General features: G+C 74.8%; 27 protein-coding genes and 1 pseudogene. 16 read left to right on the top strand and 12 right to left on the bottom strand.

What is annotated here, in order from left to right; all coding sequences use genetic code 11:
* Positions 1-156 precede the first annotated feature (156 nt).
* Together ACFV8H_RS33450 and ACFV8H_RS33455 are read right to left on the bottom strand one after the other, a co-directional pair.
* Positions 157-366, bottom strand: coding sequence for a hypothetical protein (locus ACFV8H_RS33450; protein ID WP_380407425.1), 210 nt, complete (start codon positions 364-366; stop codon positions 157-159).
* The gene (locus ACFV8H_RS33455; protein WP_375891271.1) at positions 363-632 is read right to left on the bottom strand and encodes a DUF1876 domain-containing protein; all 270 of its coding nucleotides are present in this window, start codon (positions 630-632) and stop codon (positions 363-365) included. The genes ACFV8H_RS33450 and ACFV8H_RS33455 overlap by 4 nt, the downstream gene beginning before the upstream one ends.
* Positions 633-789: 157 nt before the next feature.
* On the opposite strand from ACFV8H_RS33455, the gene ACFV8H_RS33460 reads away from it, so the two are divergent.
* From ACFV8H_RS33460 to ACFV8H_RS33470, 3 genes are all read left to right on the top strand, one after another.
* Entirely contained in the window at positions 790-1632 is an 843-nt protein-coding gene (locus ACFV8H_RS33460) for a YndJ family protein (RefSeq protein WP_380407427.1), read from the top strand.
* On the top strand, positions 1629-2240 hold the full coding sequence (locus ACFV8H_RS33465; protein WP_380407429.1) for a DUF1990 family protein: 612 nt from the start codon (positions 1629-1631) through the stop codon (positions 2238-2240). Before ACFV8H_RS33460 ends, ACFV8H_RS33465 begins: the two co-directional genes overlap by 4 nt.
* Positions 2241-2378: 138 nt before the next feature.
* Positions 2379-3083 carry a hypothetical protein gene (locus ACFV8H_RS33470; RefSeq protein WP_380407431.1) on the top strand — a complete coding sequence of 235 codons (705 nt, stop codon included), beginning with the start codon at positions 2379-2381 and terminating at the stop codon, positions 3081-3083.
* 117 nt (positions 3084-3200) lie between these two features.
* Here ACFV8H_RS33470 and ACFV8H_RS33475 read toward each other — a convergent pair whose 3' ends face one another.
* The 3 genes from ACFV8H_RS33475 to ACFV8H_RS33485 all read right to left on the bottom strand — a co-directional run bounded on the left by ACFV8H_RS33475 (position 3201) and on the right by ACFV8H_RS33485 (position 5169).
* The gene (locus ACFV8H_RS33475) at positions 3201-3941 is read right to left on the bottom strand and encodes a zf-HC2 domain-containing protein (protein ID WP_380407433.1); all 741 of its coding nucleotides are present in this window, start codon (positions 3939-3941) and stop codon (positions 3201-3203) included.
* Positions 3938-4498, bottom strand: coding sequence for a sigma-70 family RNA polymerase sigma factor (locus ACFV8H_RS33480; RefSeq protein WP_380407435.1), 561 nt, complete (start codon positions 4496-4498; stop codon positions 3938-3940). Before ACFV8H_RS33480 ends, ACFV8H_RS33475 begins: the two co-directional genes overlap by 4 nt.
* 92 nt (positions 4499-4590) lie before the next feature.
* A complete protein-coding gene (locus tag ACFV8H_RS33485; protein WP_380407437.1) occupies positions 4591-5169 on the bottom strand; it encodes a hypothetical protein in 579 nt (192 codons plus the stop codon).
* Between the two features lie 107 nt (positions 5170-5276).
* On the opposite strand from ACFV8H_RS33485, the gene ACFV8H_RS33490 reads away from it, so the two are divergent.
* The 5 genes from ACFV8H_RS33490 (at position 5277) to ACFV8H_RS33510 (ending at position 10371) form a co-directional block, all read left to right on the top strand.
* Positions 5277-5720, top strand: a complete 444-nt coding sequence (locus ACFV8H_RS33490; protein WP_380407439.1) for a thioredoxin family protein — start codon at positions 5277-5279, stop codon at positions 5718-5720.
* A gap of 213 nt (positions 5721-5933) precedes the next feature.
* Entirely contained in the window at positions 5934-6668 is a 735-nt protein-coding gene (locus ACFV8H_RS33495) for an alpha/beta fold hydrolase (RefSeq protein ID WP_380407440.1), read from the top strand.
* Between the two features lie 109 nt (positions 6669-6777).
* Positions 6778-8223 carry a dihydrolipoyl dehydrogenase family protein gene (locus ACFV8H_RS33500; RefSeq protein ID WP_380407442.1) on the top strand — a complete coding sequence of 482 codons (1446 nt, stop codon included), beginning with the start codon at positions 6778-6780 and terminating at the stop codon, positions 8221-8223.
* Between the two features lie 179 nt (positions 8224-8402).
* Entirely contained in the window at positions 8403-9497 is a 1095-nt protein-coding gene (locus ACFV8H_RS33505; protein WP_380407444.1) for a WD40/YVTN/BNR-like repeat-containing protein, read from the top strand.
* Positions 9498-9615: 118 nt separating this feature from the next.
* Complete coding sequence (locus ACFV8H_RS33510) at positions 9616-10371, top strand: GNAT family N-acetyltransferase (RefSeq protein ID WP_380407446.1); 756 nt, start codon at positions 9616-9618, stop codon at positions 10369-10371.
* A gap of 58 nt (positions 10372-10429) precedes the next feature.
* Here the strand turns inward: ACFV8H_RS33510 and ACFV8H_RS33515 are convergent, their stop codons facing one another.
* Entirely contained in the window at positions 10430-11287 is an 858-nt protein-coding gene (locus ACFV8H_RS33515; protein WP_375891249.1) for an EamA family transporter, read from the bottom strand.
* A gap of 74 nt (positions 11288-11361) precedes the next feature.
* Here ACFV8H_RS33515 and ACFV8H_RS33520 point away from each other — a divergent pair, with 74 nt between their 5' ends.
* Positions 11362-12234: a MurR/RpiR family transcriptional regulator gene (locus ACFV8H_RS33520; protein WP_380407448.1), complete on the top strand. Its 873-nt coding sequence runs from the start codon at positions 11362-11364 to the stop codon at positions 12232-12234.
* A gap of 14 nt (positions 12235-12248) precedes the next feature.
* Here the strand turns inward: ACFV8H_RS33520 and ACFV8H_RS33525 are convergent, their stop codons facing one another.
* Positions 12249-13202, bottom strand: a complete 954-nt coding sequence (locus ACFV8H_RS33525) for a DUF4436 family protein (RefSeq protein ID WP_380407450.1) — start codon at positions 13200-13202, stop codon at positions 12249-12251.
* 159 nt (positions 13203-13361) lie between these two features.
* Between ACFV8H_RS33525 and ACFV8H_RS33530 the strand changes: the two genes are divergently transcribed.
* Positions 13362-14396, top strand: a complete 1035-nt coding sequence (locus ACFV8H_RS33530; RefSeq protein ID WP_380407452.1) for a LacI family DNA-binding transcriptional regulator — start codon at positions 13362-13364, stop codon at positions 14394-14396.
* Positions 14397-14404: 8 nt separating this feature from the next.
* On the opposite strand, the gene ACFV8H_RS33535 is transcribed toward ACFV8H_RS33530, so the two are convergent.
* From ACFV8H_RS33535 to ACFV8H_RS33545, 3 genes are all read right to left on the bottom strand, one after another.
* Positions 14405-15442: a sphingomyelin phosphodiesterase gene (locus tag ACFV8H_RS33535; RefSeq protein WP_380407454.1), complete on the bottom strand. Its 1038-nt coding sequence runs from the start codon at positions 15440-15442 to the stop codon at positions 14405-14407.
* A 231-nt stretch (positions 15443-15673) separates the two neighbouring features.
* Complete coding sequence (locus ACFV8H_RS33540; RefSeq protein WP_380407456.1) at positions 15674-16192, bottom strand: GNAT family N-acetyltransferase; 519 nt, start codon at positions 16190-16192, stop codon at positions 15674-15676.
* Between the two features lie 101 nt (positions 16193-16293).
* Positions 16294-16779, bottom strand: a complete 486-nt coding sequence (locus ACFV8H_RS33545; RefSeq protein ID WP_380407458.1) for a molybdopterin-dependent oxidoreductase — start codon at positions 16777-16779, stop codon at positions 16294-16296.
* A gap of 412 nt (positions 16780-17191) precedes the next feature.
* Here ACFV8H_RS33545 and ACFV8H_RS33550 point away from each other — a divergent pair, with 412 nt between their 5' ends.
* The 3 genes from ACFV8H_RS33550 to ACFV8H_RS33560 all read left to right on the top strand — a co-directional run bounded on the left by ACFV8H_RS33550 (position 17192) and on the right by ACFV8H_RS33560 (position 20543).
* The gene (locus ACFV8H_RS33550; RefSeq protein ID WP_380407460.1) at positions 17192-18691 is read left to right on the top strand and encodes a PucR family transcriptional regulator; all 1500 of its coding nucleotides are present in this window, start codon (positions 17192-17194) and stop codon (positions 18689-18691) included.
* A gap of 163 nt (positions 18692-18854) precedes the next feature.
* A complete protein-coding gene (locus tag ACFV8H_RS33555; RefSeq protein WP_380407462.1) occupies positions 18855-19226 on the top strand; it encodes a YciI family protein in 372 nt (123 codons plus the stop codon).
* 78 nt (positions 19227-19304) lie between these two features.
* Positions 19305-20543 carry an RNA polymerase sigma factor gene (locus ACFV8H_RS33560; RefSeq protein WP_380407464.1) on the top strand — a complete coding sequence of 413 codons (1239 nt, stop codon included), beginning with the start codon at positions 19305-19307 and terminating at the stop codon, positions 20541-20543.
* Here the strand turns inward: ACFV8H_RS33560 and ACFV8H_RS33565 are convergent.
* A complete protein-coding gene (locus ACFV8H_RS33565) occupies positions 20540-21007 on the bottom strand; it encodes a MarR family transcriptional regulator (RefSeq protein WP_360237449.1) in 468 nt (155 codons plus the stop codon). The two genes, ACFV8H_RS33560 and ACFV8H_RS33565, sit on opposite strands and share 4 nt — an antisense overlap.
* A gap of 112 nt (positions 21008-21119) precedes the next feature.
* Here ACFV8H_RS33565 and ACFV8H_RS33570 point away from each other — a divergent pair, with 112 nt between their 5' ends.
* Complete coding sequence (locus ACFV8H_RS33570; protein ID WP_375891230.1) at positions 21120-21902, top strand: dioxygenase; 783 nt, start codon at positions 21120-21122, stop codon at positions 21900-21902.
* Positions 21903-21942: 40 nt separating this feature from the next.
* Here ACFV8H_RS33570 and ACFV8H_RS33575 read toward each other — a convergent pair whose 3' ends face one another.
* The gene (locus ACFV8H_RS33575; RefSeq protein WP_380407466.1) at positions 21943-22593 is read right to left on the bottom strand and encodes an NAD(P)-dependent oxidoreductase; all 651 of its coding nucleotides are present in this window, start codon (positions 22591-22593) and stop codon (positions 21943-21945) included.
* A 408-nt stretch (positions 22594-23001) separates the two neighbouring features.
* Between ACFV8H_RS33575 and ACFV8H_RS33580 the strand changes: the two genes are divergently transcribed.
* Both ACFV8H_RS33580 and ACFV8H_RS33585 read left to right on the top strand, forming a co-directional pair.
* Positions 23002-23397, top strand: a complete 396-nt coding sequence (locus ACFV8H_RS33580) for a peptidoglycan-binding protein (RefSeq protein ID WP_380407468.1) — start codon at positions 23002-23004, stop codon at positions 23395-23397.
* 35 nt (positions 23398-23432) lie between these two features.
* A pseudogene (locus ACFV8H_RS33585) lies at positions 23433-23526 on the top strand (roadblock/LC7 domain-containing protein); the annotation flags it as partial.

The raw sequence follows: 23526 nt of genomic DNA on the forward strand, positions 1-23526 counted from the left end.
GCTTCGGGCACCCCGGAGCGCGTCGAGTGCCGGGAACCGTGGGAACGGGGCCCGGCGCTCGGCGTTTCCGATGCTCAGCGCTTCCCGTGCTCGGCGTTTCCGGGCCTGGTGTTCCGGCGCCCGGCGTTCCGGCGCCGGCGTTCGGGGCGTCGCCGGTCAGGCCCCGTCGTCCGGGGCCCGGGCCAGGTCCCCCGGTTCGCAGGCTTCCCGGCCGGTCCCCAGGTGCACGACCCTGACCGCCCGCTCCGGGCCGCCGGGGACGACCCGCTGCTCGTGGCCGCAGCGCGGGCAGATCAGCGGGATGCGCGGCCGGTTCGGGTCCCGTCCGGCCTGGCTTTGGCCGCCGTCCGGGTGCGGGGCGGTCACGAGAGCGGGTGGGTCGGGACCGGGCTGACGTCCTGGATCTCGCCGTGGGCCTTGGTGAGCAGCTGCGAGGCCAGGTCGTTGAGCGCGCGGGCGCCCGCGATCTCCTCGCCCACCCGCAGCTGTTCCGGGTCGGAGGGGTGGCGGCTGCTGTAGCCGTGGGCCCGCACCTCCGTCCCGTCGCCGAGCCGCAGCAGGGCGGCGGCGGTCGTCCGCGCGCCCTCCTCGCGGAACTCCATCTCGATGTGCCAACCGACCAGAGTCTGCATGGCGGATCACCTCCATCGGTTACTCCTCCAGAGTGCGCCGCACCCAGCGTGATCACCAGGCCAGCCGGTCCGGGGTCAGGTTGAACATGTTCAACTCGGCGACGTAGAGTCGCGGACGAAGGGTATTTGAACGCGTTCAAGAGGGGGTGTGCCCGCCATGGACAAGGGCACGACCGAACTGGTCGACCTACTGGTCCTGCTCGGCATGGGCGCCGTCCTGCCGCTCGGCCTGGCCCTGGTCGACGAACCCGGGCTGGCCCGGATCCGCCGGCTCTGGCCGCTCGCCGCCGTCCCCGGGGCGCTGTCGCTCTGGCTGCCCCGCGGCGGCCTCGCCACCGCCACCGCCGTCCTCTACGCCCTCGGCACCCTGGCCGTCGCCCTGCACGCGCCCCGGCGACTGGCCCGCACCCGCTCGCTCGCCCCCGCCGAGATCGCCGTGCTCACCGCACTCGCCGCGCCCTCGGTGGCCGGGGTCGCGCTGGTCGCCGAACGCTCCGGCTACCCGCTGTTCGGCTTCGAACCGCACATCCTGGCCCTGACCGTCCCGCACTTCCACTACGCCGGATTCACCGCCGCGCTGGTCGCCGGACTGGTCTGCCGCGCCTCGGCGCCCGGCTCCGCGGCGGCCCGCTGCGCGGCACTCAGCGTCCCGGCCGGCACCCTGCTGGTGCTCGCCGGGTACTTCCTCGGCAACTGGTGGCAGTTCGCCGGGGCGGTCGTCCTCAGCACCGGGATGTGGCTGGTCGGCCTGGTCAGCTGGCGCGACCTGCGCCCCCGCGCGGCCGACCCGGTCACCGCCGGACTGCTCACCGTCTCCTCGGGCGTGCTGGCGCTCACCATGCTGCTCGCCCTGTGGTGGGCGCTCGGCCGGGCCGCCGGACTCCCCCACCCCACCCTGGCCTGGATGGCCGCCACCCACGGCCTCGGCAACGCGCTCGGCTTCGCGCTCTGCGCGCTCCTCGCCTGGCGCCGGATCACCACCGCGGAGGACGCCCGATGAACGACCGCAGCCACCCCGGGACCGGCCCCGGCCGTCCTGGGGGCGACCACAGCCACCCCGGGACCGACCCCGGCCACCCCGGAGCCGACTACAGCTACCCCGAGCAGGGCGCCAGCCGCACCGGCGAGCTGCCCGCCGGCTACCACCACCTGCGGCACCGGGCCCCGATCGGCCACGGACGCGCCGCCCTGGAGGTCGCCGGGGCCGCGCTGCTCGGCTGGCGGATGCACCGGCTGGCCGGGGTCCGGATCGACGCGGAGGCCGACCGGGCGGCCCCGGGCGTCGCCGTCCGCTGCGCGATCGGCGTCGGTCCGCTGCGGGCGGGCGCGCCCAACCGGGTGCTGGCCGCCGTGGACGGCCCGGACCGGTACGGCTTCACCTACGGGACCAGGCCCGGGCACCTCGGCCGGGGCGAGGAGACCTTCCTGGTCGAGCTGGCGCCCGACGGGACGGTCTGGTTCGGCGTCACCGCGTTCAGCCGGCCGGTCGCCTGGTGGGCCCGGCTGGTCGGCCCGCTGTTCCCGCTCCTCCAGCACGCCTTCGTCCGGCGCTGCGGGCGGGTGCTGGCGGCGATCGCGGCGGACGCCGCCCAGGGCGGACCGCGCTGAGCCCCGCCCGGCGACGGCGTGAATCCGCTCGCCGCGCGGCCCGGGTCTGCGGCATGATCGCCGGATGACACCGCCGCCCACGGTGCCGGTTCCGGCCCCGGGGGCGGCCACCCCCGAGGACGGCGAGGAGCCGGCGCCGTGACCAGCTTCCACACCCACCAGGCCCTGGTCCTCGACGCCGCGCTGCCCGTCCACCGCCGCCACAGCGCCCTGCGCACCTGCCTGACCGGCTTCGCCCCGTACGGCCTGCGGGCGACCTACCACCACCTGACCGTCGGCGCCCGGATGCCCCGGCACCTGGAGGCCGACCCGGAGTCCCTGGTGCGAGCGGTGGAGGAACTGCACGAGGCGCGGCAGCTGTGGCTGGCCCGGGCGGAGCAGTACGCGGCGCAGCGGCGGGCCGAGAAGCGGGACGGCCGCCGGGCGGCGACTCCGGTGTGGTGGAACCAGCCCTGGTGGACCTCGCCGAACGACGCCTGGCGCCACGACCCCTTCCTGCACCCGGCGTTGCGCCTGCCCGACTACGTCCGACGGCAGAACGCGCTGCTGGACGGGGCCGAACTGCCCGGCTGCCCGGCCTGCGGGGAGGAAGGACCCACGGTGGAGGTGTCGACCGGCCACGACCGGGCCGAACTGTGCCGCACCTGCGCCCGGGTGCTGGTGCCGTGCCCGTGCGGCCGGTGGCACAGCTTCCAGCAGGAGCTGCGGGTCGGCTGGGGCCGGACCTGGCGGCGGGAGCACATGACCGGTGGCGGCGAGCCCAACCCGCACTGGCCCGCCCACCTGGGCGCGGCCCGGGTGCGGCGGCTGATGGGGTACGTCGTGCTGCACCTTCCGGGCTGAACCGGTCCTGACCGGTCACGGTCGGTGCCAGGTCACCCCGGGTGCGCGGTCACGATCGGTGCCCGGTCACCCCGGGTGCGCGGTCACGATCGGTGCCCGGTCACCCCGGGTGCGCGGTCACGATCGGTGCGCGGGGACGGAGACCAGCAGGGCGTCGGAGTTCTGGACCCGCACCTCGAAGTGGTCGATGGCGCCCGGCTGCATGGCCGCCCCGCCGGTGGTGCGCAGCACGCCCGGGGCGTCGGGTTCGCCGTAGCCGTCCGCCGGGACGTACCAGGTGGTGACGGTCTGGTGCTCGCCGCCGTGCGAGACGGCGACCAGGCGGCAGGTCAACGGACCCTGTACGCCGGAGAGTTGCAGGCTGACCCGGCTGCCCCAGGTGGTGCCGTCGACGCCGACGGTGGCCTTGGCCCCGGTGGCCGGGTCGCTGGCGCTGAACTGCTCGGCGACGGCGACCACGGCGGGCGTGGTCTCCGCGGTGAGCACCGCGGCCGTGACGGCCGGGCCGGCCGCGACCATCGCGGTCGCGGCCAGGGCGAGCACCAGCCGCCGCACCCGGCCACGCCGCCGGCCGGCCGCGACCTCGGCGACCAGCCGGTCCAGGAGCCGCCCGTCCGGCGCCGGCGCGAAGTCGGCCGGGTCCAGCCCGGCGGCCCGCGCCGACGCCACGTACTCGCCCAGCATCGGCTCCACGAAGCCCAGTTCGCCGACCTGCCCGGTGCACTGCGGGCAGTCCGCCAGGTGCCGCTCGAAGGCCGCGCGCTCGGCGGGCTCCAGCAGGCCGAGGACGTACGACGCGACGTCCAGGTGCTCGGGGCCACCGGACGGGCCGGGGCGGAGGTCGGGCCGCTCGGTCACGATGTCACTCCCCGTTCCTCCAGCGCGAGCCTGAGCGAGCGCAGTGCGTAGAACACCCTCGACCGGACGGTTCCGGCCGGGATGCCGAGGACGGCGGCCGCCTCCTTGGCGGTGCGGCCCTTGAGGTAGGTCTCGACGATGATCTCGCGGTGGGCGGGCGAGAGGTCGGCGAGCGCGTCGGCGACGGTCATCATCCGCAGCGCCCGGTCGATCTCGTCCTCGGCGGGCAGTTGTTCCAGGGCCGCCGCGTCCACCTCGCGCGGGCGGGCGCCGGCACTGCGGTGGCCGTCGATCACGATCCGGCGGGCCACGGTGACCAGCCAGGGGCGCAGCGAGCCGACCTGCGGGTCGAGCCGGTGGATGTTGCGCCAGGCCCGGACCAGGGTCTCCTGGACGACGTCCTCGGCGCGCTGCCGGTCCCCGGCGACCAGGTGGAGCACGAAGCCGAACAGCGGTCCGGCATGCTCGCGGTACAGGGCCCGCATCAGCTCCTCGTCCGCGGCCCCCTGGCCGTGTGCGGCGGGGTGCTCCTCGGTCACCACTTCATGGTTGCGCACCCGGGCCTCCCGGTCGAGGGCGATGGTCAGTGGTGGTCATCGGTCGGTCAGTAGTGACCGATGTTGGTCGGTCGTGGTCGGGCGGCCGTCGGTCAGTAGCCCGACGACGGCGGGGTGGGCGTCGGTGTGGGGGTGGCGGGTGCCGGGGTGGCGGGTGCCGGGGTGCCGCTCGGCATCGCCTTGCCGCCGGTCGGGGTCACCGCGAACCACTGGCCGGCCACGCCCTCGCCCTTGGTGTCGCCGGGCTTGGCGTCCGGCGAGTAGCGGTAGACCGGCCAGCCGTTGACGGTGACCTGCTTGGTGCCGTCGTCGCGGGTGAAGCTGCCGACCAGCTTGCTGTCGATGCCCTTGACCGTGATGTCGCCGCCGGCGTGCTCGGGCGGCCACAGGGTGGCGCAGTTACCGTTGCAGTACGAGTCCGAGGGGTTGCTCTGGTCCTGGTCGAAGCGGTAGAGCGTGAAGCCCGCACTGTCGGTGACGATGGTGCCGAGCTTGGGGTCGTCGGCGGTCCGGAGGGTGGCCGCGGCCGGGGCGCTCGAGCTGCTCGACGGGCTCGGCGCGCTCGACTTGCTCGATCCGGAGGACCCGCAGCCGGCGACCAGCGCCGCCGCGGCGAGGCCGGAGGCGGCGAGCACGACGGCCCGGCGGGTGCGGGGTGGGGTGCTGCGCATGGGGAGCCTCCCGCGTCGGTGAACGGACTGGACACCCCTCAGTACGGACGGTGGCCGCCCGGTGCTCAATCCCGGCCGGGCCCGGAATACCCCGGCGGGCATCACCGTTGTCCCGGGCGCATGATCCGTACCGGCACCTTCGGAAGGGAAGGACCCGCGAGATGAGCAACACGGTCGAGCTGACCAAGGAGAACTTCGACGACATCGTCCCGGGCCCGGAGGGCAAGGACTTCGTCCTGATCGACTTCTGGGCCGGGTGGTGCGGGCCGTGCCGCCAGTTCTCCCCGGTGTACGAGAAGGCCGCGGAGCGCCACTCGGACCTCGTCTTCGCCAAGGTCGACACCGAGGCCCAGCAGGAGCTGGCCGCCGCGTTCGGCATCCAGTCGATCCCCACGCTGGCCATCATCCGCGAGGGCGTGCTGATCTTCTCCCAGGCCGGGGCGCTGCCGGAGCCGGTGTTCGAGGACCTGATCGGCCAGGCCCGCGAGCTGGACATGACCGAGGTCAAGCGCAAGGTGGCGGAGGAGCAGGCGGCCGAGGGCCAGGCCTGATCTCCGAGCCCTGAGTCCTGGGCCGTGAGCCCTGGGCCCTGGGCGCTGGGTCCTGGGGCGTCCTGGGGCGTCCGGGGGCCCGGGGAGCTGCGGCTCTCCGGGTGTTCCGCCGGGGACGCCCCTCCCGGGCCGGGTCATCCGGTGGGCTCCGCCCCCGATCCGCTCCTAGAGTCGCGGATGACGGGGGTCCCCACCGCGGAAGGACGGTCCACCATGAGCACCTTCGTACTGGTTCCCGGATTCTGGCTCGGCGCCTGGGCCTGGGACGGGGTGGTCGCGCCGCTGCGCGCGGCCGGGCACCGGGTCCACCCGGTGAGCCTGCCCGGGCTCGCCGAACGGGCCGGTGAGCAGGGCGACTTCGGGCTGGAGGAGCAGATCGCGGACCTGGCCGACCTGCTGGTGCGTGAGGACCTGTGGGACGTGGTGCTGGTCGCCCACAGCGGCGCCTGCGCCCCGGTCGGCGGGGTCGCGGACCGGATGCCGGAGCGGTTCCGGCGGGTGGCCTACCTGGACAGCGGGCCGATGGCCGACGGCGGTTCGGTGTACGACCTGTGGCAGCCCGACTTCCGCGCCGAGGCCGACGCCACCGCGGTCGACGGCCGGCTCCCGATGCCCTCCTGGGAGTACCTGGCCGCCCACGGGTCCAGCACCGAGGGCCTGGACGGGGCCGCGCTGGACCGGATCCGCACCCGGGTCACCCCGCAGCCGGTCGGCTCGTACCGGGACCGGCTCCGGCTGACCGGCGCCGGGGCCGCCCTGCCGCAGGCCCTGGTCTCCTGCTCCTTCCCGCTCGACCGGGTGCGGGAGATGATCGCGGCCGGCCACCCGTGGTTCGTCGGGCTGGACGGGCCGAACTGGGAGCTGCGCGAACTGCCCACCGGGCACTGGCCGATGTTCTCCCGCCCCGCCGACACCGCCGCGCTGCTCGCGGAACTCGCGGCGATCTGATCACGGTTGGCGTGTTCGCCCGTACTCCGGCCGGTCCGCGTCGCAGGATGGGGCGCACGCCGCACCCGGTCGGGGACCGGGCGACCCGCGAGACCACGGAGGACCGGACATGACCAGCAGCACCACCGGGGAGTACGACGTCATCGTCCTGGGCGCCGGGCCGACCGGCGAGAACGTGGCCGACCGGACCGTCGCCGCGGGCCTGAGCACGGTGATCGTGGAGGCCGAACTGGTCGGCGGCGAGTGCTCGTACTGGGCCTGCATGCCGAGCAAGGCGCTGCTGCGCCCGGCCGCCGCGCTGGACGACGCCCGCGCGGTGGGCGGCGCCCGGGAGGCGGTCGGCGACGGACGGCTGGACGCGGCGGCGGTGCTCGCCCGCCGGGACTCCTTCGCCTCGCACTGGAAGGACGACGGCCAGGTGCAGTGGCTGCGGGACACCGGCATCGAGCTGGTCCGCGGCCACGGCCGGCTGGCGGGCGTGCGGACCGTCACGGTGGAGGCGGAGGACGGCACCGAGCGGGTGCTCACCGCCCGGCACGCCGTCGCCGTGTGCACCGGCAGCCGCCCGGTGCTGCCCGCCACCGTGCCCGGGCTGGCGGAGGCCCACCCGTGGACCAACCGGGAGGCGACCGGCTCGCCGACCGTCCCCGGGCGGCTCGCGGTGGTCGGCGGCGGGGTGGTCGGCGTGGAGATGGCCACCGCCTGGCGGGCGCTCGGCTCCGAGGTGGTGCTGCTGGTGCGCGGTGACACCCTGTTGCCGCGGATGGAGCCCTTCGCGGGCGAGCTGGTGGCCGAGGGGCTGTGGGAGGCCGGCGTGGACCTCCGCTTCGGCACCGAGGTGACGGCCCTGGAGCGCGCCGACGCCACCGGGCCGGCGGTGCTGACGCTCTCCGGCGGCGAGCGGCTGACCGTCGACGAGGTGCTGTACGCCACCGGCCGGGCCCCGCGCACCGCCGACATCGGGCTGGAGCAGGTCGGACTGCGGCCGGGCAGCTGGCTGGACGTGGACGACAGCTGCACGGTGCTGGGCGTGGACGGCGAGTGGCTGTACGCCGCCGGGGACGTCAACCACCGGGCGCTGCTCACCCACCAGGGCAAGTACCAGGCCCGGATCACCGGCGGGGCGATCGCCGCCCGGGCCGAGGGGCGCGCACTGGACACCTCGCGCTGGGGCGCGCACTCCGCGTCCGCCGACCTCGCCGGAGCGCCGCAGGTGGTGTTCACCCGACCCGAGGTCGCGGCCGTCGGCCTGACCCTGGCCGAGGCCGAGCGGCTCGAACTGCGGGTCAAGGCCGTCGACCACGAGATCGGCAACGTCGCCGGGGCCTCGCTCTACGCCGACGACTACCGCGGCCGTGCCCGGGTGGTCTTCGACCTGGACCGGCAGGTGATCATCGGCGCCTGCCTGGTCGGCCCGGCCGTCGCCGAACTCCTGCACTCGGCGACCGTCGCGGTGGTCGGCGAGGTGCCGGTCGACCGGCTCTGGCACGCCGTCCCCGCCTACCCGACGATCAGCGAGGTGTGGCTGCGGCTGCTGGAGGGCTGCCGGGGGTGATCCCCCCGGCACCTCCGGACGCCCCCCGGGGCACCCCCCGGGGCACCCCTCCCCCTCAGGGGGCGCGGCGCGGCGAGATGTGACCGCCGGTGGACGGCGGGACACTGGGCGGTGGGGTCGCGTCGCCGCGTCCCGGGGGGCCGTCGCGGGGGGCCGCTCGCGATCAGGTGGTGTGAGACATGACCGAGGTGCTGTTGGCCGTCGGAACCGAGAAGGGCCTCTTTCTCGGCCGCAGCCGCGACCGGCTGGACTGGAAGTTCAGCGGGCCGCACTTCCCGATGAACGCGATCTACTCCGTCTCGATCGACCGCCGCGAGGGCCGCACCAGACTGCTGGTCGGCGCCGACAGCAGCCACTGGGGGCCCTCGGTGTGGCGCTCCGACGACCTCGGCGCCCGCTGGCACGAGCCGGCCCGGCCGGCGATCCGCTTCCCCGAGTCCACCGGAGCCTCGCTCACCCGGGTCTGGCAGCTCCAGCCCGCCGGACCGGAGGCCCCCGGGGTGGTGTACGCGGGCACCGAACCCGCCGCACTGTTCCGCTCCACCGACGGGGGCGAGAGCTTCACCCTGGTCGAACCGCTCTGGAACCACCCCCAGCGGTCCGCGTGGGGCGCCGGCTACGGCGGCCAGGGCCTGCACACCGTCCTCACCGACCCGCGCGACCCGCAACGGCTGCTGGTCGCGGTCTCCAGCGGCGGCGTCTACCGCAGCAAGGACGGCGGCGACAGCTGGGAGCCCTCCAACACCGGCCTGCGCGCCGAGTTCTTCCCGGAGGAGCGCCAGTACCCCGAGTTCGGCCAGTGCGTGCACAAGATCGCCGCCGACCCGGTCCACCCCGACCGGCTCTACCTGCAGAACCACGGCGGGGTCTACCGCAGCGACGACCGGGGCGGGAGCTGGCGCTCCATCGCTGACGGCCTGCCCGCCGAGTTCGGCTTCGCGGTCGCCACCCACCCGCGCCGCGGCGACACCGCCTACCTCTTCCCGCTCGGCGGCTCGGACGACCGGATCCCGCCCGGCCGCCGCTGCCGGGTCTTCCGCACCACCGACGGCGGCACCAGCTGGCAGCAGCTGGCCGACGGGCTGCCCGGCGAGGACCACTACGGCATCGTGCTGCGCGACGCCCTGCGCACCGACGACGCCGACCCGGCCGGGATCTACTTCGGCAACCGGACCGGCGACGTGTACGGCAGCCGCGACGAGGGCGAGACCTGGTCACTGCTGGTCTCCCACCTGCCGGACGTGCTCTGCGTCCGGGCGGCGGTGGTGGGCTGAGCGACCCGCAGCTGGTCCGGTCGAAAACCGGTTGCCGGGACGCTCCGGTTCTGGTGAGCATGGGCCGCCGACGAACGATCTCGTGATTCTCGTGATTCTCGCGAAGTGGGGTGGGGCCATGCCCGAAACGGACTGGGTGATCAGGCACGACGGCGCCGGAGCGCCGGTGCTGCGGTACCAGCAGGGCGAGCGGGAGGGACGCCCCTGGGCCGACCTGCTGGAGGTGCTGGACGACTCGGCGGACGCCGTGGCGTACGTCCGCGCAGAACTGGCGGGCTGGGTGGTCTCCGGCAGCCCCGAGCTCGGGCAGCGACTGCTCGCGCAGGGGGCGACGGCCCTGCGCCACGCCCACACCTTCCGGCGGGACCTGCGCGCCGATCCCCCGCCCGCCGACTGGGCCGGGGCGCCGCTGCGGGAGGGGCTGCGGGCGGTGCCCTGCGACCGCGCGCCCGAGGAGCTGCTGGAGCCGTGGCGGGCCGCCTTCGACCCGGCGCACGTGGACCACTTCCCCGGGGACGACGCCCGGGCCCTGGCCGAGCGGATCGGCCCGCTGCTGGCCGGGAAGGCCATCGGCCCGGTGCTGCCGTCCAGCCTGCTCGCCGTGGACGCCGAGGACCGGGTGGTCGGCGCCGCCGTGCTGACCGACCGCGACGGCCTGCCCTGGGTCGCGGAGGTCTTCCGCCACCCGCGGCGCGGCTACCGCGGCCTCGGCGCCGACCTGCTCCGCCGGGCGGTCGCGGACGCCGCCGGGCGCGGGCTGGCCGACGTGCACCTGGTGGTCTCCGAGGGCAACCCGGCCCGCCGGGTCTACGAGGCCCTGGGCTTCGAGCTGCGGGAGACCTCGCTGACCGTGATCGTGCCGGACGCCGCCTGAGGCCTCCGGGTCCAGCCCTGAGCCCAGGGCCCTGACCCTGAGCCCCGGGCGCCAGGGCTCAGGGCCGGGCCAGTTCCAGGACGGCGATCCCGCCGAGGACGGTGAACGCGGCGGTCAGCCGCAGCCGGCCGAGGCGCTCGCGGAACACCACGGTGGCGATCAGCGCGGCGATCACGATGCTGGTCTCGCGCAGCGCCGCGATCGTCGCCAGGTTGCCCCGGGACTGCGCCCAGACCACCAGGCCGTACGCCGTCAGCGAGAGCACCCCGCCGAGGACCCCGACCGGCAGCACCCCGCGCATCCCGGTGAGCAGGGTGCGGCCGCGCCGGGCCCAGACCACCGCGACGAGCGCCGGCCCCTGGAGCAGGAACAGCCAGGCCACGTACCCGCCGACGGTACCGGCGTGCCGGACGCCGCTGCCGTCCAGCACCGTGTACCCGGCGATCATCGCCCCGGTGCCGGCGGCGGCCGTGAGAGCGGGCAGCTGCGCCCGCCCGGGTATGCCCTGGGCGAAGGCCAGCCCGATCAGCCCGCAGGAGATCACCACCACGCCCGCCAGCTCGCCTGCGCCCAGGTGCTGGCCGAGCACGGTGACCGACAGCAGGGCGACCAGCAGCGGCGCCGAACCGCGGGCGATCGGGTACATCTGCCCGAAGTCACCCAGCTGGTAGGCCCGCAGCAGCAGGACCGTCGAGACCGTCTGGACCACCGTGGAGGCCAGCAGGTACGGCCAGGCGGCGGCCGCCGGCAGCGGGTTGACCGCCACCAGCACCACCGCGCAGGCGGTGTACGTCAGGTTGATCAGCGCGAAGCCGACCATCTTGTCCGGGATCCGGTGCGCCAGGCCGTTCCACACCGCGTGCAGCACGGCGGCCGTGAGCACGGCCAGCGGCACGGCCGATCCGATTTCTGACATGGCGAAGCTCCCCTCCCGTCAGCCTGCCGGATTTCCGGCGGCGCTGGAACTGGATTCCACGCTACCCTAGAGCCATGGAAGAACGTTCCGAATTTTTCACGCCCCTGGAATCCCAGCTGGCCGCGCAGATCCGGGCCAGGCTCGGCGAGCTGCGCGGCACCGAGGCGCGGGTGGCCCGGGTGGTGCTGGACCGGGGCGCCGAACTGGTGCACCTGAGCGTCAGCGACGTGGCGGCGCTGGCCGGGACGGCACCCTCCTCGGTGGTCCGGGCCTGCCAGCGGCTCGGCTTCCGCGGCTTCCAGGAGTTGAAGATCGCCGCCGCCCTGCACGCCCCGGCCGCCCCCGCCGCGGAACCGGCCCCGGACGCCGACGACCCGGCCGCCCGGGCCCTCGCCGACACCCTGCGCGCCGCCCGGGCCGCCCTGGAGGGCATCACCGCCACGCTCGGCCCGGACGACCTGCGGGCCGCCGCCGAACTGCTGGACGACGCCCCCCGGGTGCTGCTGGTCGGCACCGGGCTGTCCGGCGCCGTCGCACTGGACATCGCCTACCGGCTGCGGGCGCTCGGCCTGGTGGTGGACGCCCCGGCCGACTCGATGACCGCCCAGCTGGTCGCCGCCGGGCTGCCGCCGGGCGCCGTCTGCCTGGCCGTCAGCCACACCGGCGCCACCCACAGCGTGGTGGCCGCCGCCCGGGCCGCCCGGGCGTCCGGGGCCGAGGTGCTGGCGCTCACCAGCTACGCCCGCTCGCCGCTCACCGAGACGGCGACCTGCGTCCTGGTCGCGGGCGGGCAGGACCTGGTCTTCGGCCTGGAGACCACCGCCAGCCGGCTGGCCCACCTGGCCGCGGTGGACGCGCTCGCCCAGACCCTGCTGGCGCTGCGCGGGCCCCGCGCGGAGCAGGCCCTGCGGCTCGCCGCCGACGTCTGCGCGGACTACGTGTACTGACCTCCCCGGCAGTACTACGTGCCGGGCCGGTGGGCGCCCTCGATCCGGGCGCCGCGCACCACGACCATGGTCAGGCCCACCGCGACCAGCAGCTCCGCCCAGAAGAACGCCGCGTAGTCCAGCAGTGAGCCGATCGGCGGGCTGCCGGGCGCGGCGTTGCGCATGCCGACCAGGGCGAACAGGGTGGCCGCCATCCAGCTCAGGGCCGGCCAGACGATCCCCCGCCGCTGCCGGACGATCAGCCAGGCCGCCACCAGGACGGACAGCGCCAGCGCCCACATCGCCGCCATCATGAACCAGGCCAGGATGTAGGTGCTGCGCGAGCGGCTGATCTGCTCGGTGACGGCGATGCCGAGGCCGTCGGTCTCCTTCTCCCCCTGGGTGAAGGCGAAGAACGGGTCGGCCTCCTGGATCCCGATCGTCACCGGGACCGGCCGCCCCCCGACGGTGGCCCGGAAGCCGACCTGCGCGCGGTAGCCGTCGAAGGGGTAGTCGGTGACCCGCCCCTCGGCGAGGCTGAACGACACCGGGCTGGAGGGGATCGGCTGGCCGGCCGGGTACTTGAGCACGGTCTGCTCCAGCGAGGTGGTCTCCAGCGCCACGTCCTGCGCCGGGATCTGCTGGATGCCGGACGTCCCCAGGGCGCCGTGCGGCACCACCAGGATCTTGGCGGCGACGGTCTGGGCGGCCGCGTCGACCCGCTGGAGCACCACGTCGACCTCCAGGAAGTCCGACGGGTGGTCGACGCCCACCTCCTGGGCCCGACCGCGGGTGGAGCGCTCGTCGGAGTAGAGCACCAGCCCGGCGGCCACGAACAGCACGATCGCCACCAGCACGGCGTACGCCCGCCAGGGGCGGACCTTCGGCCGGGTGGCGCTCGTGGCGCGCACCCGCGCGTCGATGCGGACCTTGGGCCGGGCGGTCGGACGCAGCGGCCGGACGGCCCTGCGGTGCGGCGGCGTGCTCATCGACCTGCTCCCACGGTCGGCGGCGGCGGCACCTGCTGCCGCCCGTCCCGCCAGCGTCGGCACGCTACCACCTGCTCCGCAACCGGGGCGGGCCGCCCGGGGCCTCCCCGCGGACGCGGAAAACACGCTGGTCGGAGCCGCTGTGTAGGCTCATCCGTCATGGCGAGGGTGACACGGGACGATGTGGCGCGGGTGGCGGGGACGTCCACGGCGGTCGTGAGTTATGTGATCAACGACGGACCGCGTCCGGTGGCACCGGCCACCCGGGCGCGGGTGCTCGCGGCGGTGGAGGAGCTCGGCTACCGGCCCAACCGGGTCGCCCAGGCGATGGCCCGCCGCCGGACCGACCTGCTCGGCATGGTCGTGCCGGACGCCCGGCAGCCCTTCTTCGCCGGGCTCGCCCACGCCGTGGAACAGGCCGCCACCGAGCACGGCCGGCTGCTGCTGATCGGCAACTCCGACTACGCGGACGAGCGCGAGGCGCACTACATCCGGGCCTTCCTGGGGATGCAGGTGGACGGGCTGATCCTGGTCACCCAGGACCCGGCCGCCCCCGGGCTGAGCGGCTTCGACTCGGCCGACGGCACCCCGGTCGTGCTGCTGCACCACCGCACCGAGAGCGTCGACGGCGTGGCCGTGGTGGCCGACGACGAAGGCGGCGCCCGCGAGGTGGTCCGCCACCTGCTCGGCCACGGCCACGCCGAGGTGCACTGCTTCGGCGGCACCCTGGCGCTCAGCCCGCTCGACCCGGTCACCGGGCGGACGGCCGGCTGGGCCGAGGCGCTGGCCGAGGCCGGACTGTCCACCGACGGCCGGCTCACCCCGGCGCCCTTCGACCGGGTCCGGGCGCACGCCGAGGCGCTCACCCTGCTGAGCCGGCCCGACCGGCCGTCCGCCGTCTTCTGCGCGACGGACGACCAGGCGATCGGCCTGCTGCGGGCCGCCGACGACCTGGGCATCCGGGTGCCCGAGGAGCTCGCGGTGGCCGGGTTCGACGACATCGCGGAGGCGGTGATCGCCGGACCGGCGCTGACCACCGTCACCACCGCGCAGGACGAGATGGCCCGGGCCGCGGTGGACCTGGTGCTCGGCGGGCCGGAGCGCCGCGCCGCCGGGGCCCGGACCTTCCCGGCCCGGCTGGTGGTGCGGCGCTCCTGCGGCTGCCCGGCCGGCGGTGCCGGGCAACAGCCCTAGGCCACAGGTCAGTTGAGCTGGAAGGTGGCCTCGACCGGGTAGTGGTCGCTGGGCGCGTTGGTGTCCGTCTGCCCCGGCACCCAGCCGGCCTGCGGGTCGAAGTCGACCTTCACGTCGGACATCGAGCTCGGCACCGGGCGGCCCGGGGCGTTGAGGTAGCCGAGGTAGTCCAGGTCGTCCCGGTAGTCGGTCGGGAAGGTCTCCACGCCCGCCATGTACTGGCACCAGGCGGAGACCGGGCAGTCCATGGTGGTGCGGGTCTGGTTCGGGACGGTGGCCGGGGTGCCGAGCACGCCGTTGACCGCGTTCTGGGCGTTGGCGTAGTCGCCGCGGGCCTGGCCGTGGAAGTACTCGACGTTGAGGTCGCCGCCGATCAGCACCGGCGCGCCGCTGCCCACGATGCCGTCGACCCAGGCGCGGATCTCGGCGAGCTGGCCGAGCCGGGTGGACTGGGTGGTGTCGGTGGAGGTGTCGGCCTCGTCCGCCTGGAGGTGGGTGCCGACCACCCACGCGGTGCTGCCGTTCTTCTTCACCTGCACCAGCGCCGCGCCCTTGTTGGCGTGGTAGTCCCAGGTGCCGTAGGTGGAGTTGCCGAACACGTGGGCGTACTGGGCGGTGATCGGGTACTTGGAGAGGATCATCGTGCCGCCGTTGATGACGAACCACGAGCTGGAGCAGTTGCCGCTGACGCCCGTCCAGCCGCCGCCGGAGCAGGTCCCGCCGACCACCGGGGTGCGGTACGGGTAGAGGTCGGCGAGCTTGGCGTTGATGTCGGCGGTCGAGCTGTTGTTGAACTGCTCGTCCAGGACGACCACGTCGGCGTTGTGCTGCCGGACGATCTGCTCGATCACCGGGGTGCGGCGGGCGGCCTGCTCGTTCTGGGTGCTGTCGACGATCGCGGTGCCGAGGTCGACGTTGAAGGCGAGGACGGACAGCGCGGTGGGGCTCGCCGCGGTGGTGGCGGAGGCGCTCGGGGCGGTGCCGCCGAGCAGCAGTGCGGCGGCGGCCGCCGAGGTGAGGGCGGTGGCCGTGCGGCGCGAGAGCATGGGCGTTCTCCTGGGGGTCCGTCAACCGGTGGGGTCCGGACGGGCCGGGGTGACCGGCCGCCGGTGATTGGCGGGGGAACGCTAGCTACTGCTCGGTACGTCGGGAAGAACGCCAGGCGATCAGTTGCGATCGCTCCTGTGGCGCTGAGGTGTCTGTACAGCTCAGGGCGGTCGGCTGACAAGATGTCTGTACACCCTGGCATCCGCCGCCGGGCGGCCGGCGAGCGGCCGTCAGCCGTCCGACAGTTCGTCCGCGAGCAGGTCCATCAGCAGGTTGTCGTGCCAGGTGCCGTCCGAGCCGCGCTCGTACTGGCGCATGGTGCCGACCGGGCGGAAGCCGACCTTGGTGTAGCAGCGGATGGCGGCCAGGTTGTCCGCGGCCGGGTCGATCACCAGCCGGTGGTAGTGGTGGTCGTGCACCAGGTACCGGGCCATGGTGCGCACGGCGTCCGTCCCCAGGCCCAGACCGTGCACCGAGGGGTCGAGGAAGATGTCCATCCCGGCGTGCCGGTACTCGTCGTCGTTCTCGGCGTACCACTGCACGGCGCCGACCACCCGGCCGCCCACGTCGATCGCGAAGGTCTCGGTCTCGGGCGCCTCCAAGTCCCGGGCGACCTCGTCGACCAGGTCGTCACCGCCCCGCCAGCGGGCGAACACCTCGGGCGTGCTGCGGATCGCCACCAGCGCCGGGATGTCGTCGGCGGTGGCCGGGCGGAGGGTGACCAGGGTGCCGTGCAGAATCGTCCCCATATGGGGCATGTTGGCACGGAAAGCCGCCCCTGGCCAGCGGTTTTCCAGGGGCCTCACCCGGCACCGCGGCAAGGGGCGGGCCGGGGCCGCGAGCCGGGCGGTCAGCCCGTGGCGGGCCGCTCCTGGTCGCCGAGCGGGCCCAGCCAGACGGCGGTGACGGCGCTGACGTAGCGGGCGCCGCAGTGGTCGTCCGGCACGACCAGCTGCGGGCCGTCCGCGTCCAGCGGGGCGCCGTCCATGCTGGTGGCGAGCAGGATCCGGCGGCCGCCGAAGTCCGGGTCGATCTCGGCCCAGGAGACCACCGCCCGGTGGCCGTCCGCACCGACCACGTTGAGCAGGAAGCGCAGCCGCTGCTTGCGGCCGGAGAAGTCGATCCGGGGCCGGGCGGCGAGCAGGACGTCCAGCAGGGCCGGACCCTCGTAGCCGTGCCGCTGCTCGCCCTCGGTCAGGCAGTCGAAGCTGACCTCGACCCGGTGCGCGGGGAGGGTGCGCAGCTGCTCGACGGTCAGCTCGGCCGGCTCGTCGAGGTGGCCGTGCAGCCGGACGGTGGGTGGTGCCGGGGTCACGCCGGGGCCGGCCTGGATCATGGCGCTCCTTCCTCCCGGGCCGCGCCACTGCGGCCCGGGAGGAGGACTACCCGAGGGGCAGCTCCGGCATTCGCGGTTGCGGCGCTGAATGCCCTCATTCAGCGGCAGCTGAGATGACCGGGCGACGGTTCAGCTCGCAGGTGCGAGACCGGTCGCGGTGCACGCCGGAGGCCGCGGCGCCCGCCGGAGGAGAAGGACCGGCGCGCCCCGCACACCGATTCAAGCAACCCGGCAATCGGGTGGACCACTGGTTCCGCACACCGGTCACGGGGCCCTCGACTGGATGATCCGACAAGAAGATTCGCGGTTGTTCCACTGGCATTTACGATGCTCATGCGTCGACATCCCTCTCATCTGCGAGAGGAAGTGACGCGGCGCACCAGAGCGACACCCGGGCGAGAGCGAGCGAAAGATGATCGTCGGCGACCTGCTGCACCTCGACGACCTGTCCATCCGGCTGGCCTGGGGCACCCCCGACCTGCTCGACCGCCCGGTCACCGGCGTCAGCTCCACCGACCTCCAGGACCCGGCCCGCTACCTCCAGCCCGGCGAACTCGTGCTCACCGGCCTGGTCTGGTGGCAGCCCGCCGACGCCTCCGGCGCGCTGCGCTTCGCCACCGCGCTGCGCAGCGCCGGGGTGGCCGCCCTGCTGGCCGGCGAGGGCACCCACGGCAGCATCCCGGACGGCCTGGCCGAGGCCTGCCGCACCCACGCCATCCCGCTGCTCGCGGTGCCCGCCGGGGTGAGCTTCCGGGCCGTCACCGACCGGGTCTACCTGCGGCTCTGGGGCGACCTGCGGGCCGGGGCGCAGGACACCGCGGCGATCCCGGAGACCGTCCGCAGCGAACTGCTCGACCTGGTCCGCACCGAGGCCGCGCCCGGCCAGGTGCTGGCCCGCGCGGTCGGCCGGCTCGGGCTGCCCGAGTGCTCGATCGCCACCGCCGGCGGCCGCCCGGTGGCCGGCCCGCCCCAGCCCGCACCGGCCGCCGGGCGCGGCGGGCCCGGACTGCCGGTCGGCCCGCAGGACGCCTCCCCCTTCGACGGCTGGCGGCTGCGCGCCCACCCGCACACCCCCGCCGTGGAACCGGCGCTCCAGGGCCTCGCCGACCTGCTCGCCCCGCTCGCCGCCCGCGCCCGGGCCGCGGCCGGCACCCGGCGGCGGGCCGCCGGACGGCTGCTGGACGCGCTGGCCGACGACGCCGGACTCACCGAACCGCTCGCCGCCTGCGGGCTGGCCGAGACCGGCCCGCTGGTGGCGGTCACCGCGCGGATCGAGCCCGGCCGGGCCGGCGACGAGGCACCGGCCGACTGGGCGGCGCACGCGCTGGCCGAGGCCCTGCACCCCCTGGACGCCCCGTACGCGGCCGGCACCGACCGCACCGGGCTCACCGCCGCACTGGTGGCCGCACCCGCCGAGCGGGTCGCCGAACGGCTGCGCCGGGCCCGGCCCGCCCTCCAGGCCCGGCTGACCGGCCGGCGCACCCTGCGGATCGGCGTCGGCCCGGCCGCCCCGGCCACCCCCCAGGCGCTGCGGGCGGCCCTGGTGCAGGCCCGGTACGTGCTGGCGGGCGCCACCGGCCCGGTCGGCAGCACCGCCGAACTGGACTCCCTGGACGGGCTGTTGCGCGGCATCCCGCCCGAGGTGACGGCCGCCTTCCACACCCGGCTGCTGGCCCCGCTGACCGCCCACGACGCCGAGAACGGCGTCTCGCTGCTCGGCACCCTGGCGGTGTTCCTGGACCACGACGGCTCCTGGGCGCGGACGGCCGAGCAGCTCCACATCCACGTCAACACCGTCCACTACCGGATCCGCCGGATCGAGGAGCTGACCGGCCGCAACCTGGCCCGCCTCCGCGACCGCACCGACCTGCGGGCGGCACTGCTGTGCGCGCCGGCGGCGGCCGTCCGGTGATCGTCCGGTGACCGCCCGGTGACCGTCCGGTCGGCGAGCAGGGCCCGGACGGATGACAGGTAGGAAAAAGATTCTTCCCGGCCGATGTCGATCCGGCGCCGGCCCGATCGACGCAGGGGTGAGCGGCGGGGAACGGCCCCGCCCGCAGGACCGAGGAGTCACCATGCCGCGCTTCATGTCACTGATCCGGATCGACGAGAGCGCCCGGGGCGACTGGGAGCCCGACCCGGGGTTCGAGCAGCGGATGGGGGCCCTGTTCGAGGAGATCACCAGGGCCGGGGTGATGCTGGACACCGCCGGGCTGACCCCGACCGCCCAGGGCACCCGGGTGAGCTGGACCGACGGGAAGGTCGGCTACACCGACGGGCCGTTCACCGAGACCAAGGAGGTCATCGGCGGCTACGCGATCATGCAGTGCAAGGACAAGGCGGAGGCGCTGGAGTGGACCAGGCGCTTCCTGCAGACCCACCCGGCGCACTGGCAGGTCGAGGCGGAGGTCCGGCAGCTCGACGAGGCGCCGCGGCCGCCGCAGTAAGGGCCGTAAGAGCAGTCAGGGCGTAGCGACCGTGGCGCACGTTGCCTCCCGCTCCGCCGGCTGCTCTGATGGGTGGCCGTGACGGAGAGGGAGGCGACGGCGGTCGTCGAGGCGGCGTACCGGATCGAGTCCGCGCGGATCATCGCCGCGGCCGCGCGGATCGTCCGGGACGTCGGCCTGGCCGAGGAGTTGGCGCAGGACGCGCTGGTGGCCGCGCTGGAGCAGTGGCCGCGCGACGGCGTGCCGGACAACCCGGGCGCCTGGCTGACGGCCACCGCCAAACGGCGGGCGGTCGACCTGGTGCGCCGCCGGGAGGTCTACGCCCGCAAACTCGCCGAGGTGGGACGGTCGCTGGAGGACGCGCCGGAGCCACCGGAGCCGTCCGACCCGGACGACATCGACGACGACCTGCTGCGGCTGATCTTCACCGCCTGCCACCCGGTGCTGTCGGCGCAGGCGCGGATCGCGCTCACCCTGCGGCTGCTGGGCGGACTGACCACCCCGGAGATCGCCCGCGCCTTCCTGGTGCCGGAGGCGACGGTGGCCCAGCGGATCGTCCGGGCGAAGCGGACGCTGGCGAAGGCGGGCGTGCCGTTCGAGGTGCCGTACGGCGAGGACCGGGCGCAGCGGCTGTCCTCGGTGCTGGAGGTCGTCTACCTGATCTTCAACGAGGGCTACTCGGCCACCGCCGGGGACGACCTGCTGCGCCCGCAGCTGTGCGAGGACGCCCTGCGGCTGGCCCGGGTGCTGGCCGCGCTGGTGCCCGGGGAGCCGGAGGCACACGGGCTGGCCGCGCTGCTGGAGTTCCAGGCCTCCCGGACGGCCGCCCGCACCGGGCCGGACGGGCGGCCGGTGCTGCTGGCCGAGCAGAACCGGGCGCGCTGGGACGGGCTGCTGATCCGGCGCGGCTTCGAGGCGTTCGGGCGGGCGGGCAGCGGGCCGTACTCGGTGCAGGCCGCGATCGCCGCCTGCCACGCCAGGGCGCGGCGGTACGAGGACACCGACTGGACGACGATCGCCGCGCTGTACGAGCGGCTGCTGGTGCTGACGCCCTCGCCGGTGGTGGCGCTGAACCGGGCGGTGGCCGTCTCGATGGCCCGGGGCCCGGCCGCCGCCCTGGAGTTGGTGGACGCCCTGGCGGCGGAGCCGGCGCTGCGCGACTACCACCTGCTGCCGAGCGTGCGGGGGGACCTGCTGGCCCGGCTGGGGCGGACGGCCCAGGCCCGGGCGGAGTTCGAGCGGGCGGCGGGGCTGACCCGCAACGAGCGGGAGCGGGAGCTGCTGCGGGAGCGGGCGGCCGCACTGGGCGACGGTTAGGGGGTGTCGTCCTGGCGCAGGCGGGCGCTGACCGCGCCGAGGCCCTCGGCGAGGACGGCGAGCTGCTCGCGGGTGAGCACGTCGATCAGCAGCTCGCGCACCAGGGCGACGTGGCCGGGGGCGGCCTGGCGGAGCGTCTCCCGCCCCTGGTCGGTGAGTTCGGCGATGACGCCGCGCACGTCGCTGGGGCAGGAGCGGCGGCCGACCAGGCCCATCCGCTCCAGTTGGGTGACCTGGTAGGTCAGGCCGCTCTTGGAGGTGACCAGCTTGTCGGCGAGTTCGGTCATCCGCAGCGAGTCGCCGGGGGCGGCGGACAGGTGCACCAGGATCTCGTACTGCTGGTGCGAGAGGCCGGAGTCGTCCTTGAGCTGGCGCTCCAGCCGCCGGTTGAGCAGGTTGCTCGCGACGACGAAGCCCCGCCAGGCGGCCATCTCGTCCTGGTCGAGCCAGCGGGGTTCGTTCAGTGAGGACATGGGGTGAAGCCTACTCCTGTTGTTCAAATTCGAACGAAGGTGTACCGTCCCGGAGTAGAGGTTCAAATTTGAACTACCCACTCGTTCCCTTGAGGAGGACACCTTGAGCACCGCGGCCCCCGAGCGCATGCCCGCCCTGTACCTCTCGCACGGCGCGCCGCCGCTCGCCGACGACCCGATCTGGCCGGGCCAGCTGGCCGCCTGGTCCGCCGACCTGCCCCGACCCAAGGCCGTCCTGATGGTCTCCGCCCACTGGGAGGAGGCCCCGCTGGCCGTCGGCGCCGTCACCACCGTCCCGCTGGTCTACGACTTCTGGGGCTTCCCCGAGCACTACTACGCCGTCCGGTATGCCGCCCCCGGCGCCCCCGAACTGGCCGAGCGCGTGCGCAAGCTGCTGCGCGCCCCCGGCACGCCCGTCCAGGACATCCCCGACCGCGGGCTCGACCACGGCGCGTACGTCCCGCTGGTGGAGATGTTCCCGGAGGCCGACGTCCCGGTGCTGCAGATCTCCCTGCCCACCCTGGACCCGCAGCGCCTGCTGGAGATCGGCCGCCGGCTCGCCCCGCTGCGCGACGAGGGCGTGCTGATCATCGGCAGCGGCTTCTTCACCCACAACCTGCGGGCGCTCAACAGCGACGGCCGGACCAGCTCGGTGATGGCCGAGTTCGACGACTGGGGCAGGCGCGCCCTGGACGCCCAGGACCTGGACGCGCTGCTCGACTTCGAGCACAAGGCCCCGGCCGGACGGCTCGCCCACCCGCGCACCGAGCACTTCGCGCCGCTGTTCGTGACCCTCGGCGCCGGCGAGGCCGACCTCGGCAGCCAGCGCAGCGTGATCGACGGGTTCTGGATGGGGCTGGCCAAGCGGTCGATCCAGCTGGGCTGAACGGGTGAGCCCGGCGCGCTGAACGGGTGAGCCCGGCACGCTATAGCGAGCAGCAGGTGAAGCGCTCGCCGATGTGCTCGGGCTGCTCGATCTCGTCCACCAGGGCGACCGCGTAGTCCGGCACCGAGATCCGGCTGTGGCCCCCGGCATCCGTGAGCAGCTGCTCCAGGCCCGTCCGGTAGCGGCCGGTCCGCTCCCCCGGGCCGATCTCGGCGGCCGGGCTGAGCACCGTCCAGCGGACGTCGGAGACGGTCCGGTAGTAGTCCAGCGCCTCGCCGTGGGCGTGCATGATCTGCAGGATCGGCTCCGGCAGGCCCGGGGTGTCCCAGACCCGCACACCCGGGGCGGTCTCCAGACTGCCCGCGCCGCCGACCGCGATCAGGCGGGGCGCGGCGCCGTCGGCGACCGCCCGCAGGCCCTCGACCAGTGAACGGGCGGCGGGCTCGATCAGCGCCAGGTGGCCCGGGCCGTCGCCGCCGCCGACGGCGCTCACCAGGACGTCCCGGCCGGCCGCCACCCGGGCCACGTCGGCCGGGTCCAGCACGTCGCCGCGCTCCACCCGGGCCGCCGCGCCCCGGTAACGGCCCGGCTCGCGGACCACGGCGGTGACCTCGTGCCCGCGGGCCGCCGCCTCCGCAACGACGGCGCTGCCGATGCCGCCATTGGCGCCGATCACGGCGATTTTGGCCATGGGATACCTACCTGTCCATTCGGTGGCGGTGTGCGGTGTTATGACTTTCCGTCAGTCACCGGCGATTATCGGCCAACCGGCCGCCCCCGGGGCCTGCGACAGCCCGGCCGGAGGCCCCCATTCCGCCACGCGGGCGGATCCGGCCCGGCGGTCGGTAAAGACTTCGGATGGCAGCAGGCCAATACGTCGACCATTGTCGAACTTCACCGACCGACCGCCCGGTCGGCCCCCATCCGCCCGAGCCGACCCGGCACCGCCCCCGAACACCCCTGCGCCTTACGGGCTTTCGGCCAACCCGGTCGGCGGGTCTGGTCCGCGGCGGCAGGACGGCGCACGATCGGAAGCGGCAGGAGTGAAACCACAACTCTCCTGCTTCCCTTGCGGATTGTGCGACTGAGGAGACTCGACATGCAGAAGAAGTGGGCACTTCGCGCAGCCACCCTCACCCTCGGAGCGGGCGCCGCGCTCGGGCTCGCCGTCGGCACGGCCAACGCCGCCTCCCTCATCCAGTGGGGCAGCACCGGCCAGCCGGTGGTGTGCGTCCAGCAGGCCATGAACTACCTCGAGAACGCCAGCCTCTCGGTCGACGGCCAGTTCGGCCAGAACACCTACAACGCGGTGTACTCCTACCAGGGCTCGAAGGGCAACCTGCAGCAGGACGGCCAGGTCGGCCCGAACACCGGCTCCGCCATCAAGTCCGACATCTACAACGTCTACGTCGCCGCACACCACTCCGGCGACTACAACACCCAGAGCCTGATGAGCTCCTGGATGAGCAACTGCAACAGCCAGCTCCCGGGCTGATCACCGCCGCCCCACCGACGGTGACCAACTGACCGGGGGCCGGCGGGCACTTCAAGGTCGGCGGGGTCCGGCAGACCATGGTGGAGCTGGACGAGGCGTTCCTGTTCATCACGGCCGCGGGCGACGGCA

It is taken from the genome of Kitasatospora sp. NPDC059827, assembly GCF_042731675.1.
In the GTDB taxonomy this organism is placed as follows: Bacteria; Actinomycetota; Actinomycetes; order Streptomycetales; family Streptomycetaceae; genus Kitasatospora.